Source organism: Streptomyces sp. bgisy159, from assembly GCF_057707805.1.
The window spans coordinates 31,832-49,999 of the sequence record NZ_JBYIQX010000007.1 but is presented as its reverse complement, the minus strand read 5'-3'; the positions used below and the strand labels follow the sequence as shown (position 1 = coordinate 49,999).

The window sequence follows — 18,168 nt, the reverse complement described above, 5'->3', positions numbered from 1 at the left end:
ACGAGGAGGGCCCGCCCGCGCCGGGAAGCGCGGGCGGGCCCTGGTCCGTCCCGGGTTCACCGGCGCCAGAGGGGGTGCTCCCGCTCGGCCCAGGCCGGGCTGACCGAGCCGGTGCGCATACCGCGGCGGGCCTCGGGGTCGCCGAGGGCCATGCCGACGTGGCCGGCGAGGACGATGCCGATGGTCAGGGCCAGCCAGTCGTGGACGAAGGTCGCGCTGGTGCGCCACTGCACCGGGGTGAGGTGGGTGAACCACATCAGCAGCCCGGTGCCGAGCATCACGAGCGTGGCCCCGGCGATCCAGGAGGCGTAGATCTTCTGACCGGCGTTGAACTTGTCCGCCGGGCGGGACTCGCGTCGCCGGTCCCGGCGCAGCGCCGCCCGCAGCCAGAGCCGGTCGTGCGCGCCGAAGCGGTTCAGCCGGCCGAGGTCGGCGCGGAAGGCCCGGGAGGCGAGGCCGGCCAGGACGGGCACGGGCAGGGCGAGCCCGGCCCACTCGTGGACGCGCACCACCAGGGCACGGCGGCCGACGAGTTCGGCGAGCTGCGGAAGGTAGAGGCAGGCGGCGCTGGCCACGCACACGCCCATCAGCAGGGCGGTGGCACGGTGGATCCAGCGTTCGGCGCGGCTGAAGCGCCGCACGCGGGTGGTGGCCGCCGGGGCCGGATCAAGTCGTAGGGTCATCGTCCCGTCCGTTCGACCGGCCGACCCAGGCGTCGACGTCGTAGCCGCGCTTCTCCCAGTAGCCGGGGCGCACGTCCTCTGTGACGGTGATGCCGGAGAGCCACTTGGCGGACTTGTAGAAGTACATCGGGGCCACGTAGAGGCGGACCGGGCCGCCGTGGTTGTGGCCGAGGTCCTCGTCCTGCATGCGCAGGGCGACGAGGACGTCGGCGCGGCGGGCCTGGTCGAGGGTGAGGCTCTCGGAGTAGGCGCCGTCGAAGCAGGTGAAGCGGACCGCGCCGGCGTCGGCGCGCACGCCGGCCGCGTCCAGCAGCGCCGACAGCCGCACCCCCTCGAAGGGGGTCTGGGGGACCCGCCAGCCGGTGACGCACTGGACGTCCTTGACCAGGCGGGTCTGCGGGAGCGCCTTGAGGTCGGCGAGGGTGTAGGAGCGGGGGTGGTCGACCAGGCCGTCGACGGTGAGGCGGTAGTCGGTGGCGCTCCTGTGCGGGACCGAGGAGGTCACCGAGTAGTAGCGGAAGCCACCGCCGTTGGGGAGCAGGCCGGTCAGGCCGGTGGGGTCCTTCTGGGCGGCGTTGCCGAGCAGGGTCTCCATGCCGCGCTGCAGCGGGGGCGCGGCGGCGACGCCGAGCGCGCCCAGGGCGAGGGTGCCGAGGAAGACGCGTCGGCCGACCGGCGCGCCGCGGCCCTGCGGTGGTGGTTCCTGGTTCACCCGTCCATTCGAGCACCCGGCCGCCGGGCCGGGCCAGGGGCGGGGGCCGGCCGTCAGAATTCCGTCATCACTCGGGAGGGGCTCCGGTCAGCAACGGCCGGGGCCCCGCCGTCACTCGGGTGACGGCCTCGGCCGCCGGCCGCGGCCGGCCTCGGTCCGGCCCGGCTCCGGGGGACTCGTGCTGTCCCGCCGCTCCGGTGAACGTGTCACGACCGGCCCACGGCCACCCGGAGTCCGCTTCTGCCGAGTGCCGCCGCCCGCGCGGTCCGGAACGCGGCGCGCGGATCGCGGTCCGGGTAGGCCCACGGTACGGCGGTGGCGTGGTCGCCGATCCGGTGGAAGAGCGCGGCGGCCTCGGCCCCCTGGCCCTCGCAGACCTTGGCGTGGGCGAGGAAGTTCAGGTCGAGCAGCCGGCGCGGATGGTCGTCGCGCTCCCACTCCAGCCACCAGTCGAAGGCGGCCTTCAGCACGTCCCGGGCCCGGTCGTCCGACCAGTGTCCGGAGGCGAACGGGTCGTCGGGCGCGAAGCCGTGGACGGCCAGGACTCGGTAGCGCTCGGCGTGCGCCACCACCGGCAGGAGGGCGAGCGGCGAGTCGGCGGGTGCGCGCTCGGCGGCCCAGGCGGCGAACTCGTGGACCTCGTGCAGCGGGTCCGGGCCGGCGGCGGCGCGGCGCTCGGCGAGCCGGGCGACCAGCAGGTGGTGGGCCTGGTGGTGGTCGGGACAGCGGTCCCGGACCTCCTCGAACAGCCGGATCGCCGCCGGGCCGCCCTCGCTCTCCAGCATCAGCAGGCCGAGCCAGGGGGTGGGGTCGGCGGGTGCGCGACTCGCGGCGTCCCGGCAGGCGGCGCGGGCCCGGTCGGGGTGCTCCCGGCCGCGCAGCGCCCGGTGGACCAGGGCGAGGGCGAGCAGGGCGAGGGCGTCGGGGGAGCCGGGGTCGGCGAGCAGCCAGTCGCGGGCCCACGGGGCGGCGTAGGGGTCGGCCGCGAGGACGGTGAGCCGGTGGCCGCGGCGGTCCCAGTCGTCGCCGGTGCGGGCGAGCAGGGAGCGGGCGGCGCGGCGGCGGCCCTGGGTGAGCGCGGCCCGGGCGGCGCGCAGTTCCGCGTCGTCCAGGGCGGGGTCGAGCAGGGGCGGGGGTGAAGGCACCGCAAGGTTCCTCGTCAACGGTACGGTTTCGGCGTGCGATCGGCCGATGACGCACAGCAAAGCCCTAGCCGACGTTCAGCGTCAAGTGCCACTGGACCATGACAACCGTCAACTGGACTTTTGACGGCTGAAGTTGACCGGCCCGGCCGTGCCGGGTGCCGCGCGGGGGGTACGCGTGCGGCGCCGGTGTGGCGCACGCCATGGCGAGGGCGGGCCGGGCCGCCCACGATGGCGCGAGACGTTCCCTCCCGGGGGCGCACCCGGAGCGGCGGGGGCGCGGGGCGGCTACAGTCGGCCCCTACGCACCCGCCGTCCGGTCGGATGATCGAGGTATCCAGCGTGTCGGTTCTGGTTCTTGTTCTCGCCGTGAGCGCCGCGTGCTGCCTGGGGTTCGGATTCGTGCTCCAGCAGAGCGCCGCGCAGGAGGCGCCCCTGGGGGACTTCCTCTCGCCCCGGCTGCTGCTCGACCTGATGCGGGTGCCGCGCTGGCTGGGCGGCATCGCCCTGATGGCGGCCGGCATGGCGCTGGGCGCGCTCGCGCTCGGCCTCGGTGAGGTCTCCCTGGTGGAACCGCTCCTGGCGACGAACCTGCTGTTCGCGCTGGTGCTGTCGCGGCGCCGCACCGGACAGCCGCTGGGCCGGCAGGGCTGGGTGGGTCTGGCGCTGCTGGCCGGCGGGGTCGGCGCGTTCATCGTGGCGGGCGAGCCGCGCGGCGGCAGCGCGAGCGCCGGTGGGCTCCGGCAGTGGCTGATCATCGGGGTGATGCTGGGGCTGGCGCTGCTGCTGACGACCTGCGCCAAGCGCTCGCGGCTCGCCGCCGGGCCGGTGCTGCTGGCGCTGGCGGCCGGGCTGGTGTACGGCGTGCAGGACGCGCTGACCCGGGTGAGCGGGGAGCGTTTCGGTCACGGCGGCATGCTGGAGCTGCTGGCAGGCTGGCAGCCGTACGCGGTGCTGGCGCTGGGGGTGACCGGGCTGGTCCTGGTGCAGAGCGCGTTCGAGACGGCCCCGCTGCGGATGTCCCTGCCCGCGCTGACCGCCGCCCAGCCGCTGGCCGGGATCGTCTGCGGGGTGGGCTTCCTCGGCGACCGGCTGCGCACCGGCGCGGGCGCGCTGGCCTGGGAGGCGGCGGGGCTGGCGGGGGTCGTCGTGGGCATCGTGCTGCTCGGGCTGCACCCGGCGATGCCGTGCGGACCGGTGCCGCGGGGCGAGATGGCCGCCGTACGGGTGCGCTGACACCGACGAGGACCCCTCCCGGACGGCTTCCCGGTACGGCCGGCGCTGCGATGGGCGGGCGGACGGGGCGACGGTCACGAGGGCCGGCGCAGTGACGGGCGGGCGGCGCGCGAACGGGCGGGGTGGCGGTGCCGCATACGGGCAGGGCGGCGGGCACGGCGGCGGACGGGCCGGCCCATGACGCCGAGGCGTCCCCCGCGGGCTGGTTGGATGGGCGGTATGAGCGCCGCTGAGGAGATCCTGGACATCGTCGACGAGCAGGACCGGGTCGTGGACCGGGTGCCGCGCGGGCGGGCGTACGCCGAAGGCCTGCGTCACCGCTGTGTGTTCATCGAGGCGCGGGACGCCGAGGGGCGGATCTTCGTCCACCGCCGCACGCCGACGAAGCTGGTGTTCCCCTCGCTGTACGACATGTTCGTCGGCGGGGTCGTCGGCGCCGGCGAGTCCTACGACGACGCGGCGCTGCGCGAGGCCGAGGAGGAACTCGGCGTCACCGGTCTGCCGCGGCCGGCCTTCCTGTTCAAGTTCCTCTACGACGACGGGGCCGGCCGGAGCTGGTGGTCGGCCGTCTACGAGGTGCGCTGCGAGCTGCCGGTCCGGCCGCAGGCGGAGGAGGTCGCCTGGCACGACTTCCTGCCGGAGGCGGAGGTCGAGCGGCTGTTGCCGCGGTGGGAGTGGGTGCCGGACGGGCTGGCCGCCCACGACCGGCTCAGGGAGTTCCGGTCCGCCCGGTAGTGTCCTGGGCGTGATCGAGTTCGTACGGAACGTCCGGCTGTGGTTCGCTCCGGATCGGGTGCGGCAGGAGGGCAGCACTCCCGACTACCGGTTCTCGCTGGCGAACGAGCGCACCTTCCTGGCGTGGCTGCGCACCGCGATGGCCCTGGTCGGCGGGGGGTTCGCGGTGGACCAGTTCCTGCCCGACCTGCGCTGGGGCTGGCGGGTCGGACTGGCGCTCGCGCTGCTCGGGGCCGGAGTGCTGTGCGCGTTGCGCGCGGTGAACCACTGGATGCGCTGCGAGCGGGCGATGCGCCGGGGCGAGGACCTGCCCGTGTCGAGGTTCCCGGCCCTGCTGGGCACGGTGGTGGCGGTGGTGGCCGTCGCCATGGTGATCGTGGTGCTCGTCGGGTGGGAGGGGTGAGCGGCGCGCGCGATCCGGGGCTGCAACCGGAGCGGACGCGCCTGGCGTGGCGGCGTACGACGCTGGCCGGCACCGTCGTCACGGTGCTGGCGGTGCGGACGGCGCTGCACGGGGGGCTGTCGCCGGCCGCTCTCGCCGTGTGCGCGGTGTGCTGCGCGCTGTGGCTGGGGTTCCTGGTGGTCGCGCAGCGCCGCATCCGGGTGCTGGACACCGCGGCGCGGCCCGCCGCGCTGTCGGCCGGACAGGCCCGCGCCGCCGTCCTGTGCACGGTGGCGATGGCCCTCTGCGCCACCGCGCTGCTCTTCTAGGGCTGCCGGTGCGCGCCTTCCGGGTTCTCTGTGCGGGCCCTCCAGGTTCTCTGTGCGCGTCTTCCGGGTTCCGGTGCGCGTGTTCCAGGGTGCCGGTGCGCGTGTTCCACGGTTTCCGGTGGGCGGGTCCTCAGCCGGTGGGCTGCTCCGTCTCCGCGGGGACGGTGACGACGATCTTGCCCCGGGTGCGGCCCTCCTGGTTGAGCCGGTGGGCGTCGGCCGCGCGCTCCAGCGGGAAGGTCTGCGCGACGTGCACGGAGACGACGCCCGCTTCGGCTAGTTCCACCAGCCGGGCGAGGTCGTCGGCGTCGGGGCGCACCCAGCAGTAGCTGCCGCCGTAGCCGACGACGTCGCCGTCCGCGATGGAGGCGAGGCGGCCCTCCGAGGTGAGGAGCTGCGCCGAGACGCGCAGGGCCTCGCCGCCGACGGTGTCGAAGGCCGCGTCGACCCCTTCGGGGGCGAGCCCGCGCACCCGGTCGGCGAGTCCGTCGCCGTAGGTCACCGGCTCACCGCCCAGGGACCGGACGAAGTCGTGGTTGGGCTCGCTCGCCGTGCCGATGACCCGGCAGCCGAAGTGCCGGGCGAGCTGGACGGCGAGGGAGCCGACGCCGCCGGCCGCCGCGTGCACCAGGACGGTCTCGCCCCGCTTGACCCGCAGGGCCCCGGTGAGCACCTGGTAGGCGGTGAGGCCGACCAGCGGCAGTCCGGCGGCCTCCTCGAAGGAGAGGTTGCGCGGCTTGCGCGCCAGGGTGCGCACCGGCGCGGCGACGTACTCGGCGAAGGTGCCCCGGCAGAGGAAGTCCTCCCGGACGTAGCCGACGACCTCGTCGCCGGCCTCGAACTCCGTGACGGAGACGCCGGGCCGCACCACGACCCCGGAGACGTCCCAGCCGGGGACGACGGGGAAGACCGCCTCCAGCATGCCGTCCAGGTAGCCCTCGCGGGCCTTCCAGTCGACGGGATTGACCGCCGCGGCCCGGACCTTCACCAGGACGCCGTCGGGGCCGACCTTGGGGTCCCGCACCTCGCCGTACTCCAGTACCTCGGGGCCGCCGTACCGGCTGTAGCTGATCGCCTTCATGCCCTCGACCCTCCGGGGTACTCAGGCATCACGCAAGACGGAACGCGGGGATGTGCTCCGTTCGACCCAGCGCCCCCGCGGGCTTCACGGAAGGTGAACGCCCATGACCACGACGCACCTGGAACACTCCGCGCACACGCACACCCACGGCCCCGGCTGCGGGCACCCGGCCGTGCCGCACGGCGACCACGTCGACTACGCGCACGACGGCCACCTGCACCGGGAGCACGCCGGTCACTGGGACGAGTGCGAGCCGGGCGGGCACACCGCCCACGCGGAGCACGCGCACCGGCACGGCGAGGACTGCGGACACCCGCACGTGCCGCACGGCGACCACGTGGACTACCTGCACGACGGCCACCGGCACGCCGCGCACGAAGGCCACTGGGACGACCACTAGACCGCCCGGCGAACCCGGCCGACGGCTCCCCGTTCCCCCGCGGGGAGCCGTCGGCCTATCGTGGCCCACGTCACGTTGCTCCTGGAGGCTGGACTACATACCGACCGGTCGGCATCATGAGTCGGGTCATTCACGCGCCCGTACCACGCGCCCGTAGGAGGAGCGACGCATGAGCCCCGCCGACCACCCGCCCGGACTCGACCCCGACCGGCTGCGCGCCCTGCTCGACCGCGAGCGGCCCGGCCTGGTCCGCGGTCCCCTCACCGGCCGGCTGATCGAGGGCGGGCGGTCCAACCTCACCTACGCGGTCACCGACGGCACCTCCCGCTGGGTGGTGCGGCGGCCCCCGCTCGGCCACGTGCTGGCCACCGCGCACGACATGCGGCGCGAGCACCGGGTGATCAGCGCCCTGCACCGCACCGACGTACCGGTCCCGGCCCCGGTCCTGCTGTGCGAGGACGAGGAGGTGCTGGGCGCGCCCTTCTACGTCATGGAGTTCGTCGAGGGCACCCCGTACCGCACCGCCGGCCAGCTGGCCCCGCTCGGCCCCGAGCGCACCCGCAGCGCCGTGCTGTCCCTCGTCGACACCCTCGTGGAGCTGCACGCGGTGGACCCGGAGGCGGTCGGTCTCGGCGACTTCGGCCGGCCCGAGGGGTTCCTGGACCGCCAGCTGCGCCGCTGGGGCAAGCAGCTCGACGCCTCCCGCAGCCGCGACCTGGCCGGCATCGACGAACTCCACGCGGCCCTGGGCCGGGACCTGCCGGGCTCCCCCGCGCCCACGGTGGTCCACGGCGACTACCGGCTGGACAACGTGCTCATCGGCGCCGACGACCGCATCACGGCGATCCTCGACTGGGAGATGTCCACGCTCGGCGACCCGCTGACCGACCTCGGGCTGCTGGTGATGTACAGCATGCCGCTGGAGCTGCCGGACTCCCCCATCTCCACGACCGCCTCGGCCGCCGGGCATCCGGCGCCGGCCGAGCTGATCGAACGGTACGCCGCACGCTCGGGGCGCGACGTGTCCGCCGTCTCCTGGTACACGGCGTTCGCCTGGTTCAAGCTCGCCGTGATCCTGGAGGGCATCCACTACCGGTACACGCTGGGACAGACGGTCGGCCGCGGCTTCGACCGCATCGGCGAACTCGTCCCGGTCTTCATCGAGCACGGACTGACCACTCTTCAGGAAGGCTGACCGGCCATGGATTTCGCGTTCGACGCCCGCACCGAGGAACTGCGGGGCAAGCTGCTCGCCTTCATGGACGAGTACGTTCACCCGGCGGAGGCGGTGGCGCGGGAGCAGCGCGCGGCGCTGGCCTCGCCGTGGGACACGCCGGCCGTGGTGGAGGAGCTGAAGGCCGAGGCGCGCCGCCAGGGCCTGTGGAACCTCTTCCTGCCCGACGAGGAGTACGGCGCCGGGCTGACCAACCTCCAGTACGCGCCGCTGGCCGAGATCACCGGCCGCTCCCCGCAGCTGGCGCCGACGGCGCTGAACTGCTCGGCGCCGGACACCGGCAACATGGAGGTACTGGCGCAGTTCGGCGACGAGGCGCAGAAAAAGCAGTGGCTCCAGCCGCTGCTCGCCGGTGAGATCCGCTCGGCGTTCGCGATGACCGAGCCGGAGGTGGCCTCCTCGGACGCCACCAACATCACCACGCTCATCGAGCGGGACGGCGACGAGTACGTCATCACCGGACGCAAGTGGTACATCTCCGGTGCCATGGACCCGAACTGCGCGGTCTTCATCGTGATGGGCAAGACGGACCCCGACGGCCCCGACATCCGCCGCCAGCAGTCCATGGTCCTGGTCCCCCGCGACACGCCCGGCGTGACCGTGGAGCGCGCCATGCAGGTGTTCGGCTACGAGGACCACTACCACGGCGGTCACGCCGAGGTCGTCTTCGACCACGCGCGCGTGCCGGTCACCCACCTCGTCGGCGAGGAGGGCGGCGGGTTCGCCATCGCCCAGGCGCGGCTGGGCCCCGGCCGGATCCACCACTGCATGCGGCTGATCGGCATGGCGGAGCGGGCGATCGAGGAGATGTGCCGGCGGGCCGTCTCGCGCGTCGCGTTCGGCAAGGCGCTGGCCCAGCAGGGCGTGGTCCACAACTGGATCGCGGACGCCCGGGTCACCGTGGAGCAGCTGCGGCTGCTGGTGCTGAAGACCGCCTGGATGATGGACACCGTCGGCAACCGGGGCGCGCACACGGAGATCCAGGCCATCAAGATCGCCACACCGCGCGCGGTCGTCGACATCATCGACCGGGCGATCCAGTTGCACGGTGCGGGCGGTCTCAGCCAGGACTTCCCGCTGGCCGAGCTGTACGCGGCGGCCCGCACCCTGATGATCGCCGACGGCCCCGACGAGGTGCACCAGCGCTCGCTGGCCCGGCGGGAGCTGAAGAAGTACCGGTGAGGCCCGGGGCGGCACCGGGCGGTCGGCCGCCCGGTGCCGCCCGGTGTTGCCCCAAGCGTCCGCCCGGGCCGGCGCGGTGGTGCCGTAAACCCGTGCGGCAGGGGCGCGGGCGGGCTACCGCGCTGGTTGCAGGCGCATCTCCACCCCGGGTCAACCGCACGGTTGACGTCCACGACCGCCCCCGGGCCCTAGGTTCCAAGGCGTGGCCCGGTCCACGGGCCGCACCGGAATCCGGCCGCGGTGTGCCGGCAGGACCCGACGGGGGAACTCGCGCCGCGGCCCAGGGGAGGAATCGTCATGCAGGCAGCCACGCAGACCCACCGCACGACCCGCACACCGGTGATCCGCACGCCGCGGGCCCGGACCCGGCTGGCGGCGCTGGCCCTGGTCACGGCGGCCGTCGGCACGGCGGGGGCCGTCGCCGCGCCGGGCGCCTCCGCGGCGGACGCCCCGTCCGCCACGTCGTCGGCCGCCTCGGTGAGCGCCGCGGCAGCCGCCGCTTCGGGGCGCGCCGACCGCACCCTGTGGACCAGCAACGGCGCGGGCAGCATCGCCGTCCACTGGGACTGGAAGCGCAGCGCGGACGGCCGGACGTACTACGGCAGCTTCTGGGGGACGTTCTACGACCACAAGAAGGACGGCAAGTACGTGCTGCTGCAGGCCAAGTGGAAGGGGCGGGGCTGGACCACCATCCGCTCGGCCGCGTACGGCGGCACCTTCAAGGGCGACTACAGCAAGCTCTCCGGCCTGAACTTCCGGGCGTGCCTCCAGGGCGGCCACTGCGGCGCCGCGGCCTGGTGACCGGGGCCGCCGCCTCCTGAGGACGCCGGGTGCGCTGAGGGCGCTACGGGCGCAGCGCCCTCAGCAGCAGGTCGGCGAGGTGGTCGGCGACCTGCTGCGGGCTGAGCGGGCCGTCGGGGCGGTACCAGGTGGACAGGTGGTGGACCGAGCCGAAGTGGTAGTCCACGACGAGGTCGGCGGGCGTGGCCGTGGAGAACACGCCGGCCTGCTGGCCCTCCTCGATCAGCGCGCGGAAGCGTTCGTGGTAGCGCCGCCGCTCCGCGCGCACCTGCTTGTTCTTCTCCGGGCTGAGGTGGTGCATGGACCGGAAGAAGATCGACGCGTCGTCGAGGTTGTCGATGGTGGTCACCACGACGTCCGCCGCCGCGTCACGCAGCCGCTTCTCCACCGGCTCGTCCGCGCCGGCGAACGCGTCCAGGCGCTCCTGCTGGACGCGCAGCACGCGCGCGTACACCTCGTGCAGCAGGTCGTCCTTGGAGCCGAAGTAGTGGTACAGCGCCCCCTTGGTGACGCCGGCCGCCTCGACGATCTCCTGCACCGAGGTGCGGTCGTAGCCCTGCTCGGCGAAGAGCCGGGTGGCGGCGGCCAGCAGCCGCTGCGGTACGGGCGTCCCGCCGCCGTCCGTCGTCCTTGGCACTGCCGCCACCTGCCTTCCGAGATCTCACTGGCTGTCGTGCGCGCGGGAACGCAGTTCCCGTCGGAGGATCTTGCCACTCGCCGTCTTGGGCAAGTCGGGCAGGATCTCCACCTGCCGCGGATATTTGTAGGCGGCCAGTCTCTCCTTGCAGTGGGCGGCGAGCGCGTCGGGGTCCGCCTCGGCGCCCGGACGCAGGCTGACGTAGGCCTTGACCGTCTCCCCGCGGTACCCGTCGGGCACGCCGACCACGGCCGCCTCGCGGACCGCCGGGTGCGTGTGGAGGACGTCCTCCACCTCGCGGGGCCACACCTTGAAGCCGGAGGCGTTGATCATGTCCTTCTTGCGGTCGACGACGTAGAGCCAGCCCTGCTCGTCCATGAAGCCGATGTCACCGGTGCGCAGCTCGCCGCCGGGGAACGTCTCGGCGGTGGCGTCGGGCCGCCGCCAGTACCCGGGGACGACCTGCGGCCCGCGCACGACGATCTCGCCCTGCTCACCGAACGGGACCTCCTCGCCGCGGTCGTCGACGATCCGTACGACCGTGTCGGCACCCGGCACACCCACGGCGAGGGTGCCGGAGGCGGGGTCGACGGGCGCCTCCAGCTGGGGCGGCACGGACGCGCAGGGGGCCGTGCACTCGGTGAGGCCGTAGCCGTTGCGGAGGTAGGGCCCGAAGCCCGCCCGGAACTTCTCCACCAGGGCGGGCGGCAGCGGGGCGCCGCCCGAGGAGATGTTCACGAAGGAGGCGAAGTGGTCCGGGGTGGCGGCGGGGTGAGCGGCAAGGGCCATGAAGGCGGTGGACGGGCCGACGGTGTAGTGCGGCCGGTGCTCGGCGAACGCGTCGAGGACGACGCCGGGCTCGAAGCGGTAGGTCAGGACCAGGGTGCCCGCGCCGTTCAGGCAGGCACCGAACTGGCAGACCATGCCGGTGATGTGGAACAGGGGCGCGAGGGCGTGGTAGACGGGCGCCTCGGGCAGCGGCAGTCCGGTGCACTGCCGCTCGGCGTTGACCATGATGTTGCCGTGCGTGTTGGTGGCTCCCTTGGGGGTGCCGCTGGTGCCGGAGGTGTAGCTGATCAGCGCGATGTCGCCGGGGGCAGGCTCGCGCCCCGGCGGCGGCTCGTGCCCGGCCCGGGCGACGGCGGTGAGGTCGTCGGCGTCGTCGGCCGCGGGCAGCCGCTCGAAGGTGAGCACCCGGGCGTCGCCCCGGGTCTGGAAGTCCAGCTCGCAGCCGGTGAGCACGATCCGCACGGGCGAGTCGGCGGCCGTCTCGCGCAGGTACCCGGCCCAGGCCCGGTCGGAGCAGATCAGCGCGGCCACGTCGCCGTCGCGCAGGACGTGGGCGACCTCACCGGACTTGTACATCGGGTTCACGGGCACGACGATCGCGCCCGCCTTCCAGGCGCCGAGCACCGCCAGCACGAACAGCGGGGAGTTCTGCAGCAGGACGGCCACCCGGTCGCCGCGCCGCAGCCCACGCGCGGCCAGGTACCCGGCCACGGAGTCACTGAGTTCGTCGACCTCGCGGTAGCCGAGCCGGCCGTCGAAGTAGGCGAGGAAGGTGCGCTCGGGGCTCTCGGCGACGGCCCGGCGCAGCGCGTGCACCAGGGAGTCGGCGGGGTCGACGGGGGCGCGCTGGGCGTCGTCGAGCAGCGCCAGCCAGGGCCGGTCCGCGTAGCGGAGCGTGGTCACCGCTCGGCCTCCCACTTCTGCTGGATGTGGTTCATGCCGGTCAGCCAGCGGTCGGGTTCGGCGGCCCGGGCGCGGTAGTACCCGGCGACCTCCGGGTGCGGCAGGATCAGGAAGCGGTCCTCTTCGATGCCCTCGAACAGCGCGTCGGCCACGGCCTGCGGAGCGATCGCGGTCGGCTTGAGCACCAGGTCGCCGGCGGTACCGGTGGCGTCCAGCATGTCGGTGCGCACGCCCTGCGGGCAGATGGCGTGCACCTTGACCCCGCGGTGCCGGTAGGTGAGGGACAGCCACTCGGCGAAGGCGTACGCGCCGTGCTTGGTGACGCTGTACGGGGCGGCGCCGATCATCGTCAGCAGGCCGGCGGCGGACACGGTGGACACGAACCGGCCGCCGCCGCGCTCCAGCCAGTCCGGCAGCAGCGCCTGGGCGGCCCGGACGTGCGCCATGACGTTGACGTCCCAGGCGAGCGCCCACACCGCGGGGTCGGCGGCCTCGGTGCCGCCGGAGGCGACGCCCGCGTTGGCGCAGTAGACGTCGACGCGGCCGCCGAGGGCGTCGCGGGCGGCGTCGACCACGGCGGAGGCGTCGCCGGGCAGGGCGATGCCTCCGATCTCGCCGGCGACGGCCTCGGCGCGCCCGGCATCCAGGTCGTTGACGACCACCCGGGCCCCTTCGGCGGCGAAACGGCGGGCCAGCGCGGCCCCTATCCCCCCTCCCGCCCCGGTGACGACGACATGGGCACCCCGCACGGCTTCCACCATCGGTCTCCTTCGACACGACGCGACACGGCTCCGTCCAGCGGACAGACTAACCAGTCGGTATGTAATGAGGGAAGAGTTCGCCCTACGGGAGCTCTGGCCATCTCCGACCGCCCGCAGGACCATGCGCGACATGGTGGACCCGCCGATGAGTGTGACCCCGTACTGGGAGCTGACGTTCGACGCGGACGGCGACGTGGACCGGCGGCAGCGGGACCGGCTGTCGGCCGAGGCGGTGCGGCGCCGGGTCGAGGACGTGATCGTCTTCTGCCACGGCTGGAACAACGACCGCTCCCTCGCCACCCGGCTCTACGACCGTTTCTTCGCCCTGGTGCCGCCGCTGGCCCCGGCGGCGCGGATCGGCTACGTGGGGGTGATCTGGCCGTCGATGCGCTTCCCCGACGAGCCGGTCCCCGACTTCCCGAGGTCGTCGGCGGAGAAGGACACGGCCCGGGCCCTGATCGCGGCCTTCCCGGACCGGGCCGCCGTGGTGGAGCAGCTGCTGCGCACACTGGAGCAGCGACCGCCGGACGTGGACCTGAGCGGGTTCGGGCGGCTGGTCCGGCTGCTGGTGGACGCCGTACCGCCGGACCCGCGGGCGCCGTACGCCGCGGACACCGTTCCCGGCGAGGAGCCCGGGATGTTCTCGGACCCGGTGGCGGCCTGCTCCTGGTTCGCGCGGGCGTCGGCCGAGGGGTTCTCCGTCCCCAACCCGTGGGACGGCGCGAAGGAGTTGCTGCGGCAGGCGGCGTACCACGCGATGAAGCGCCGCGCCGGCACGGTCGGGGAGCGCGGGCTCGGCCCGGTGATCGGACGGTTGGCGCGCGCGGCGCCAGGGGTGCGGGTGCACCTCGTCGGGCACAGCTTCGGCGCCCGGCTGGTGTCGTTCGCGCTACGCGGACCGGCCACGGACGTCCGGGCGGTGAAGTCGGTGACCCTGCTGCAAGGAGCCTTCTCGCACTACGCGTTCGCCCCGCGGCTGCCGCACGACAACCGCGGGGCGGGGGTGCTGCGGGATGTGCAGCGGCGGGTGGACGGCCCGGTGGTGTGCTGCCACTCCCGGCACGACACGGCGCTGGGGACCTTCTACCCGCTGGCCTCGCGGATGGCGGGCGACGACCGGAGCGCGACCGCCGGACCCGGGATCGAGGGGCCCGGCATCGGCGGACCCGCGATCGCCGGACCCGGCTTCGACGGACCCGGCATCGGCGGGGTGCTCGGTGCCCGGTGGGGTGCGCTCGGGTACGGGGGTGTCCGGGCGGTGCCGGGCACCCCCGGCCTGACGCTCGCCGAGGCGCTGCGCGGTCCGCTGCCCGCGGCGGGGTGCGTGAACGTGGATGCCGCGTCGGTGGTGCGGCGCGGCGGGCCGCCGTCCGGGGCGCACAGCGACATCGTGCACCCCGAACTGGCGCGGCTGGTGCTGGCGGCGGGCCGGATCGGCTGAGGCCCGCCGCGGGGGCGGTCACCGGTGCGAGGTGAACTCCACCACCTGCTGGTAGGTGGGCCGGTTCTGCCAGCTGATGCCGTGGTGCTTGATGCCGCCCAGGGTGCGCTGGACGATCGAGTCGGCGCACCACTGGTCGCCGGCCGCGCACTGGGCGTCGCCCGGGTAGACCTGGGCGGCGGTCCGGCCGGCGGCCTCCTTCAGGGTGGTGATCAGGGTGTCCCGGCAGGCGGTGAGGGAGCCGTTGCCGCAGTAGGTCCGCGCCAGCGGCCCCTGGACCCGCTCGCCGAGCACGGCCCGGATGTCCTTGTCGACATAGCTCCACCAGCCGTACTGGAAGGAGCTGCCCGCGTGCGAGCCGGTGGGTCCGTGGCCGGCCGACGGGGACTCGTCGATCGGCAGGTTGCGGGTGAAGGCGGTGTACAGGTCGCTGCCGAGGCCGGGTTCGAACTCGGCCTTCACCAGGAGCGGCCACCAGGCGTCCAGAAGCCGGATCGCGTCGGCGTGGGCGTACTTCTTCGAGCCGGCCGAGGTCTCGGTGCGCAGTGCGCCCGCGGTGAGCCAGGTCCTCAGCGCGCTCACGGCGTTCGCCGCTGCGGGGTCGGTGACCGGGGCGCTGTCGATCACCTTGAGCAGATCCGGCAGGACGTCCTCGGCGCGCAGGTCGGCCAGGGCCGCCTCCGCCATCGCCTTGGTCAGGGAGGCGCGGGTCACTCCGCCGGCCCGCACCAGCCGCTGCACCCGGTCCTCCAGCAGATTCCCGCGGTGCACCGAGCCGTTGCCCCAGGGCGCGGCGGTGTAGTCCTCGGCCTGCTTGTTGTTCCAGGAGATGTAGTACGCCTGGTCGACGGAGTGGGGGTGCTGCGAAGGCGGGGTGTACGCGGCCGTGTTGGTGGCCGGGTCCCAGTCGCGCCATTCGTGGGCGGGCGTGGCCCACACCGGGAACTCGGCGTCGACGCCGCTCGCGCGCACCGGGTTGTCGCCGCTGTTGTAGTACGCGGTGTGCTCAGCGTCGGCGTAGAACCAGTTGAAGGTGTAGTTGATGTGCTGCGTCGCGCGCTGGAAGCTCTCCGGGCCGGTGACGTAGTCGGGGTCGTTCAGCATCTGGAAGCCGATGATCGAGTCGGCCTCGTGCAGGTAGGAGGAGCGCAGGGTGGTGTAGGCGACCTTCTTGCCACCGACGGTGGCGCGGTGGGTGACGGGGCCGTAGGCGGTGCGCCAGGCCCGCATGGTGTAGGAGCCGGCCGCCGTGCCGTCGGCCACGGTGGGCTTCCAGGCGTTCTTCCGTTCGACGAGCTCCATGGCGGTGCAGGTGCCGCGGTACAGGTAGTGGTGGTCGTCCTGGCAGAGCTCGACGGCGTACGTGTCGATGATGTCCTGGCCGGAGGTGGTGGCGCTCCACGCGTAGTCCTGGCCGCGGCCGAGCTCGACGTACATGCTCAGACCGGCGAAGGAGGCGCCGCGGGCGCTGATGCCGGGGCCCTGGAGCTCCTGCAGGAGGAGCAGCTGCGGGGCGAAGTAGCCGGTCTGCGGCCCGAAGACGGCGACGGGGTGGCCGCTCGCGGTGTGTGCGCCGGAGACGACCAGGGCGTTGGACATGCCGCGCCGGGCGGAACCGAGGACGCTCGCGGTGGCCTTGGCGGAGGCGGTGGCCGCGCCGGCGGCCGCCGCGCCGCCGGTGCGGTCGTACACCAGCGGCTCCTCGACCACGGACCCGGCGTCGGGGAGCGCGATGCCCTGCGGGTTCTCGGGCCGGGTGGCGTAGGGGAAGCTGCCGTCGTGGACGGTGAGGACCGCCTCGGGGTCGTTGCGCTCGCGGAAGGACTCCCAGAGCCGGGTGCCCTCCACGACGCCGTACCGCTGCTGCGCGGCGAGCAGGGAGAGGGCGTTGTTCACCTCTCCGCCGCCTCCGGAGCCGAAGAGCGCGCCGATGACCGAGCCGAGCGCCACCATGTCGGTGATCTTGAAGTGTTCGATGGTGCCGGCGTTGGTGATCGAGTCCTTGTGCCCGGTGAGGACGTACTCGCCGGGGAAGTAGCGGCCCTTGTCGGAGGCGTCGATGTAGGCGTTGATGCCGTCGAGGTAGGCGCGCGCGTCGGCGAGGGCGAGCTGCCCGCGGGCGCCGTTGCGGGCGACCGCGTTGTCGATCTGGGCCTGCAGTTCGGCCTCGGTGTAGGGGGCGTTGCGCCAGAACTGCTGTTCAAGGCCCTGGTTGGCGGGGTCGCCGCCGGCGAAGGAGGTGAGCTGTCCGCGGCCCACGTGCCGGAAGACGTCCATCAGCCAGAGCCGGTCCTGCGCGGCGGCGTACCCGGCGCCGAACTCGGTGCCGTAGCGGGTGGTTCCGGTGATGTGCGGCACACCGGTCTTCTTGTCGCGCACGATCGTGACGTCGGTGCGGCCGGCCGGCTTCACGGTGGAGGCGACCTGGTCGGCGGGGACGCCGAACGAGGCGTCGTTGAAGAAGGTGTCGAGGGTGGCGTCGGTGAGCGCCGGATAGCCCTTGGCCAGGCCGGCGTAGGGGCCGAGCTGGTCCTCGGCGTGCTCGGGCTGGGTACCGAAGACCTGGTTGAGCAGGATCTGGGCGAGGGTGGCGTTGCCGTTCTGACCGGGCGGCAGGATGTCGGAGCAACGGCCGCCGCAGTGGTCGGCGACCGCCGCGGGGCCGGTGGCCGCGGGCTCGGCGGCCGACGCCGAGGGGGCGAGCGGCGACAGCAGCCCGGCGACGAGGACGCATAGCGAGGCGGTCTTCAGGAACCCGGGGAATCCGCCGGGAGTTCTCAGTCTGTCGAGCGCGGTGCGGGGAGTTCGCCGAGGCATGGGCAGCTCCTAGCGAGGTGGGGGTGGCCGGAAGGTTACCGCCGGTATCCCCGGGATTGAAGATGAGCATGCGTCACTTTTTTCAAGTCGGCGTCGGCACAGGGAGATCGGATGGAGCCGAATCGGCTGTCGATACGTCTATTCGGCGACGCCGCGCGACGACCTGTGCGGTGACGCCGAAGTGACCGAAGTGCAGGTGCAGATGTGACGGAGGTGCAAGGCGATGGCCGGTTTCCGGAGTCTGGCGAGACAGGTGCGCGACCCTCGGTGCGATCTCGCACTGCGGCGGTACTCCCTGCGCAAGTGCCTTGAGCGGTTCGCCCCCTACGGGCACCGGGCGACCTGGGACCACCTGTGCTCCCGGGCCGGTTTCGGCCCCGAGGACCGCTCCCCCGACCCAGCGCGGCTCGTGGCCGCGTTGGACGAACTGGAGGAGGCCCGCGCGGTGTGGCTGGCCTATGAGGCGGAGTTCGCCGAGCGGCGCAGGAAGGAGAAGCACGACGGGCTGCGCAGGCCGGGCAGTATCGACGACTGGCACCGGCTGACCTGGGGCGGTTTCGGCGTGGCGTGGTGCGACGACCCGCGGCTGCACCCTCGCGAGCCGCTGGCCGAGGTGCTGCGCCGGCTGATCGCCGCGCTGGAGCGCGCGCCGGGCGCGGCCTGCCCGGTGTGCGGCGGCGCGCGGCTGCGGTGGACCTACGGGCTGGACCACGAGCCGTCGTCGGGGCCGGTCTGCACGGACTGCGGGATCCTGGTCCCGCGACCCGTCCTCACCCCCGAGGCGCTGGAGTCCGCCCGGCGCGCGCGGCTGCTGGTGTCGGCCTGACGGGCCGGCGGTCCGGTGGCCCGGGCAAGGCCACGGCCCGGCCGCGCGTCCGACGGGGTGCGCCGGGGGTGCGCCGG

Annotated in this window: 18 protein-coding genes; 10 read left to right on the top strand and 8 right to left on the bottom strand. The window is 73.9% G+C overall.

Annotated elements, in window-relative coordinates; all coding sequences use genetic code 11:
* Positions 1-56: 56 nt before the first annotated feature.
* The 3 genes from AC3ET3_RS09590 to AC3ET3_RS09580 all read right to left on the bottom strand — a co-directional run bounded on the left by AC3ET3_RS09590 (position 57) and on the right by AC3ET3_RS09580 (position 2,540).
* Positions 57-683, bottom strand: a complete 627-nt coding sequence (locus tag AC3ET3_RS09590) for a cytochrome b/b6 domain-containing protein (RefSeq protein ID WP_432155676.1) — start codon at positions 681-683, stop codon at positions 57-59.
* The gene (locus AC3ET3_RS09585; RefSeq protein ID WP_432155675.1) at positions 667-1,395 is read right to left on the bottom strand and encodes a molybdopterin-dependent oxidoreductase; all 729 of its coding nucleotides are present in this window, start codon (positions 1,393-1,395) and stop codon (positions 667-669) included. The genes AC3ET3_RS09590 and AC3ET3_RS09585 overlap by 17 nt, the downstream gene beginning before the upstream one ends.
* A gap of 206 nt (positions 1,396-1,601) precedes the next feature.
* Positions 1,602-2,540: a hypothetical protein gene (locus tag AC3ET3_RS09580; protein WP_432134582.1), complete on the bottom strand. Its 939-nt coding sequence runs from the start codon at positions 2,538-2,540 to the stop codon at positions 1,602-1,604.
* Positions 2,541-2,879: 339 nt separating this feature from the next.
* Here AC3ET3_RS09580 and AC3ET3_RS09575 point away from each other — a divergent pair, with 339 nt between their 5' ends.
* The 4 genes from AC3ET3_RS09575 (at position 2,880) to AC3ET3_RS09560 (ending at position 5,219) form a co-directional block, all read left to right on the top strand.
* Complete coding sequence (locus AC3ET3_RS09575) at positions 2,880-3,773, top strand: DMT family transporter (RefSeq protein ID WP_432134583.1); 894 nt, start codon at positions 2,880-2,882, stop codon at positions 3,771-3,773.
* A gap of 219 nt (positions 3,774-3,992) precedes the next feature.
* Complete coding sequence (locus AC3ET3_RS09570; protein WP_432134584.1) at positions 3,993-4,508, top strand: NUDIX hydrolase; 516 nt, start codon at positions 3,993-3,995, stop codon at positions 4,506-4,508.
* A gap of 10 nt (positions 4,509-4,518) precedes the next feature.
* Entirely contained in the window at positions 4,519-4,911 is a 393-nt protein-coding gene (locus AC3ET3_RS09565) for a YidH family protein (protein ID WP_432134585.1), read from the top strand.
* Complete coding sequence (locus AC3ET3_RS09560) at positions 4,908-5,219, top strand: DUF202 domain-containing protein (RefSeq protein ID WP_432134586.1); 312 nt, start codon at positions 4,908-4,910, stop codon at positions 5,217-5,219. The genes AC3ET3_RS09565 and AC3ET3_RS09560 overlap by 4 nt, the downstream gene beginning before the upstream one ends.
* Positions 5,220-5,349: 130 nt before the next feature.
* Here the strand turns inward: AC3ET3_RS09560 and AC3ET3_RS09555 are convergent, their stop codons facing one another.
* A complete protein-coding gene (locus AC3ET3_RS09555; protein ID WP_432134587.1) occupies positions 5,350-6,300 on the bottom strand; it encodes an NADP-dependent oxidoreductase in 951 nt (316 codons plus the stop codon).
* A gap of 103 nt (positions 6,301-6,403) precedes the next feature.
* On the opposite strand from AC3ET3_RS09555, the gene AC3ET3_RS09550 reads away from it, so the two are divergent.
* The 4 genes from AC3ET3_RS09550 (at position 6,404) to AC3ET3_RS09535 (ending at position 9,917) form a co-directional block, all read left to right on the top strand.
* A complete protein-coding gene (locus AC3ET3_RS09550; protein WP_432134588.1) occupies positions 6,404-6,700 on the top strand; it encodes a hypothetical protein in 297 nt (98 codons plus the stop codon).
* Positions 6,701-6,869: 169 nt separating this feature from the next.
* A complete protein-coding gene (locus AC3ET3_RS09545; RefSeq protein WP_432155673.1) occupies positions 6,870-7,895 on the top strand; it encodes a phosphotransferase family protein in 1,026 nt (341 codons plus the stop codon).
* A gap of 6 nt (positions 7,896-7,901) precedes the next feature.
* Positions 7,902-9,116, top strand: a complete 1,215-nt coding sequence (locus AC3ET3_RS09540) for an acyl-CoA dehydrogenase family protein (RefSeq protein WP_432134590.1) — start codon at positions 7,902-7,904, stop codon at positions 9,114-9,116.
* Positions 9,117-9,413: 297 nt separating this feature from the next.
* Positions 9,414-9,917, top strand: a complete 504-nt coding sequence (locus tag AC3ET3_RS09535; protein WP_435611971.1) for a hypothetical protein — start codon at positions 9,414-9,416, stop codon at positions 9,915-9,917.
* 43 nt (positions 9,918-9,960) lie between these two features.
* On the opposite strand, the gene AC3ET3_RS09530 is transcribed toward AC3ET3_RS09535, so the two are convergent.
* From AC3ET3_RS09530 to AC3ET3_RS09520, 3 genes are read right to left on the bottom strand one after another with little or no spacing between them, the layout of a single operon-like run.
* Positions 9,961-10,554 (bottom strand): TetR/AcrR family transcriptional regulator, encoded by a 594-nt coding sequence (locus AC3ET3_RS09530; protein ID WP_432134592.1) that lies wholly within the window; start codon positions 10,552-10,554, stop codon positions 9,961-9,963.
* 24 nt (positions 10,555-10,578) lie between these two features.
* The gene (locus AC3ET3_RS09525; RefSeq protein WP_432134593.1) at positions 10,579-12,246 is read right to left on the bottom strand and encodes a class I adenylate-forming enzyme family protein; all 1,668 of its coding nucleotides are present in this window, start codon (positions 12,244-12,246) and stop codon (positions 10,579-10,581) included.
* Entirely contained in the window at positions 12,243-13,007 is a 765-nt protein-coding gene (locus AC3ET3_RS09520) for an SDR family oxidoreductase (protein WP_432134594.1), read from the bottom strand. The genes AC3ET3_RS09525 and AC3ET3_RS09520 overlap by 4 nt, the downstream gene beginning before the upstream one ends.
* Positions 13,008-13,137: 130 nt before the next feature.
* Here AC3ET3_RS09520 and AC3ET3_RS09515 point away from each other — a divergent pair, with 130 nt between their 5' ends.
* On the top strand, positions 13,138-14,448 hold the full coding sequence (locus AC3ET3_RS09515; protein ID WP_432134634.1) for a serine-threonine protein kinase: 1,311 nt from the start codon (positions 13,138-13,140) through the stop codon (positions 14,446-14,448).
* An 18-nt stretch (positions 14,449-14,466) separates the two neighbouring features.
* Here AC3ET3_RS09515 and AC3ET3_RS09510 read toward each other — a convergent pair whose 3' ends face one another.
* Positions 14,467-17,265, bottom strand: a complete 2,799-nt coding sequence (locus AC3ET3_RS09510; RefSeq protein ID WP_435611970.1) for a penicillin acylase family protein — start codon at positions 17,263-17,265, stop codon at positions 14,467-14,469.
* 223 nt (positions 17,266-17,488) lie between these two features.
* Here AC3ET3_RS09510 and AC3ET3_RS09505 point away from each other — a divergent pair, with 223 nt between their 5' ends.
* Entirely contained in the window at positions 17,489-18,091 is a 603-nt protein-coding gene (locus AC3ET3_RS09505; protein WP_432155671.1) for a hypothetical protein, read from the top strand.
* Positions 18,092-18,168 lie beyond the last annotated feature (77 nt).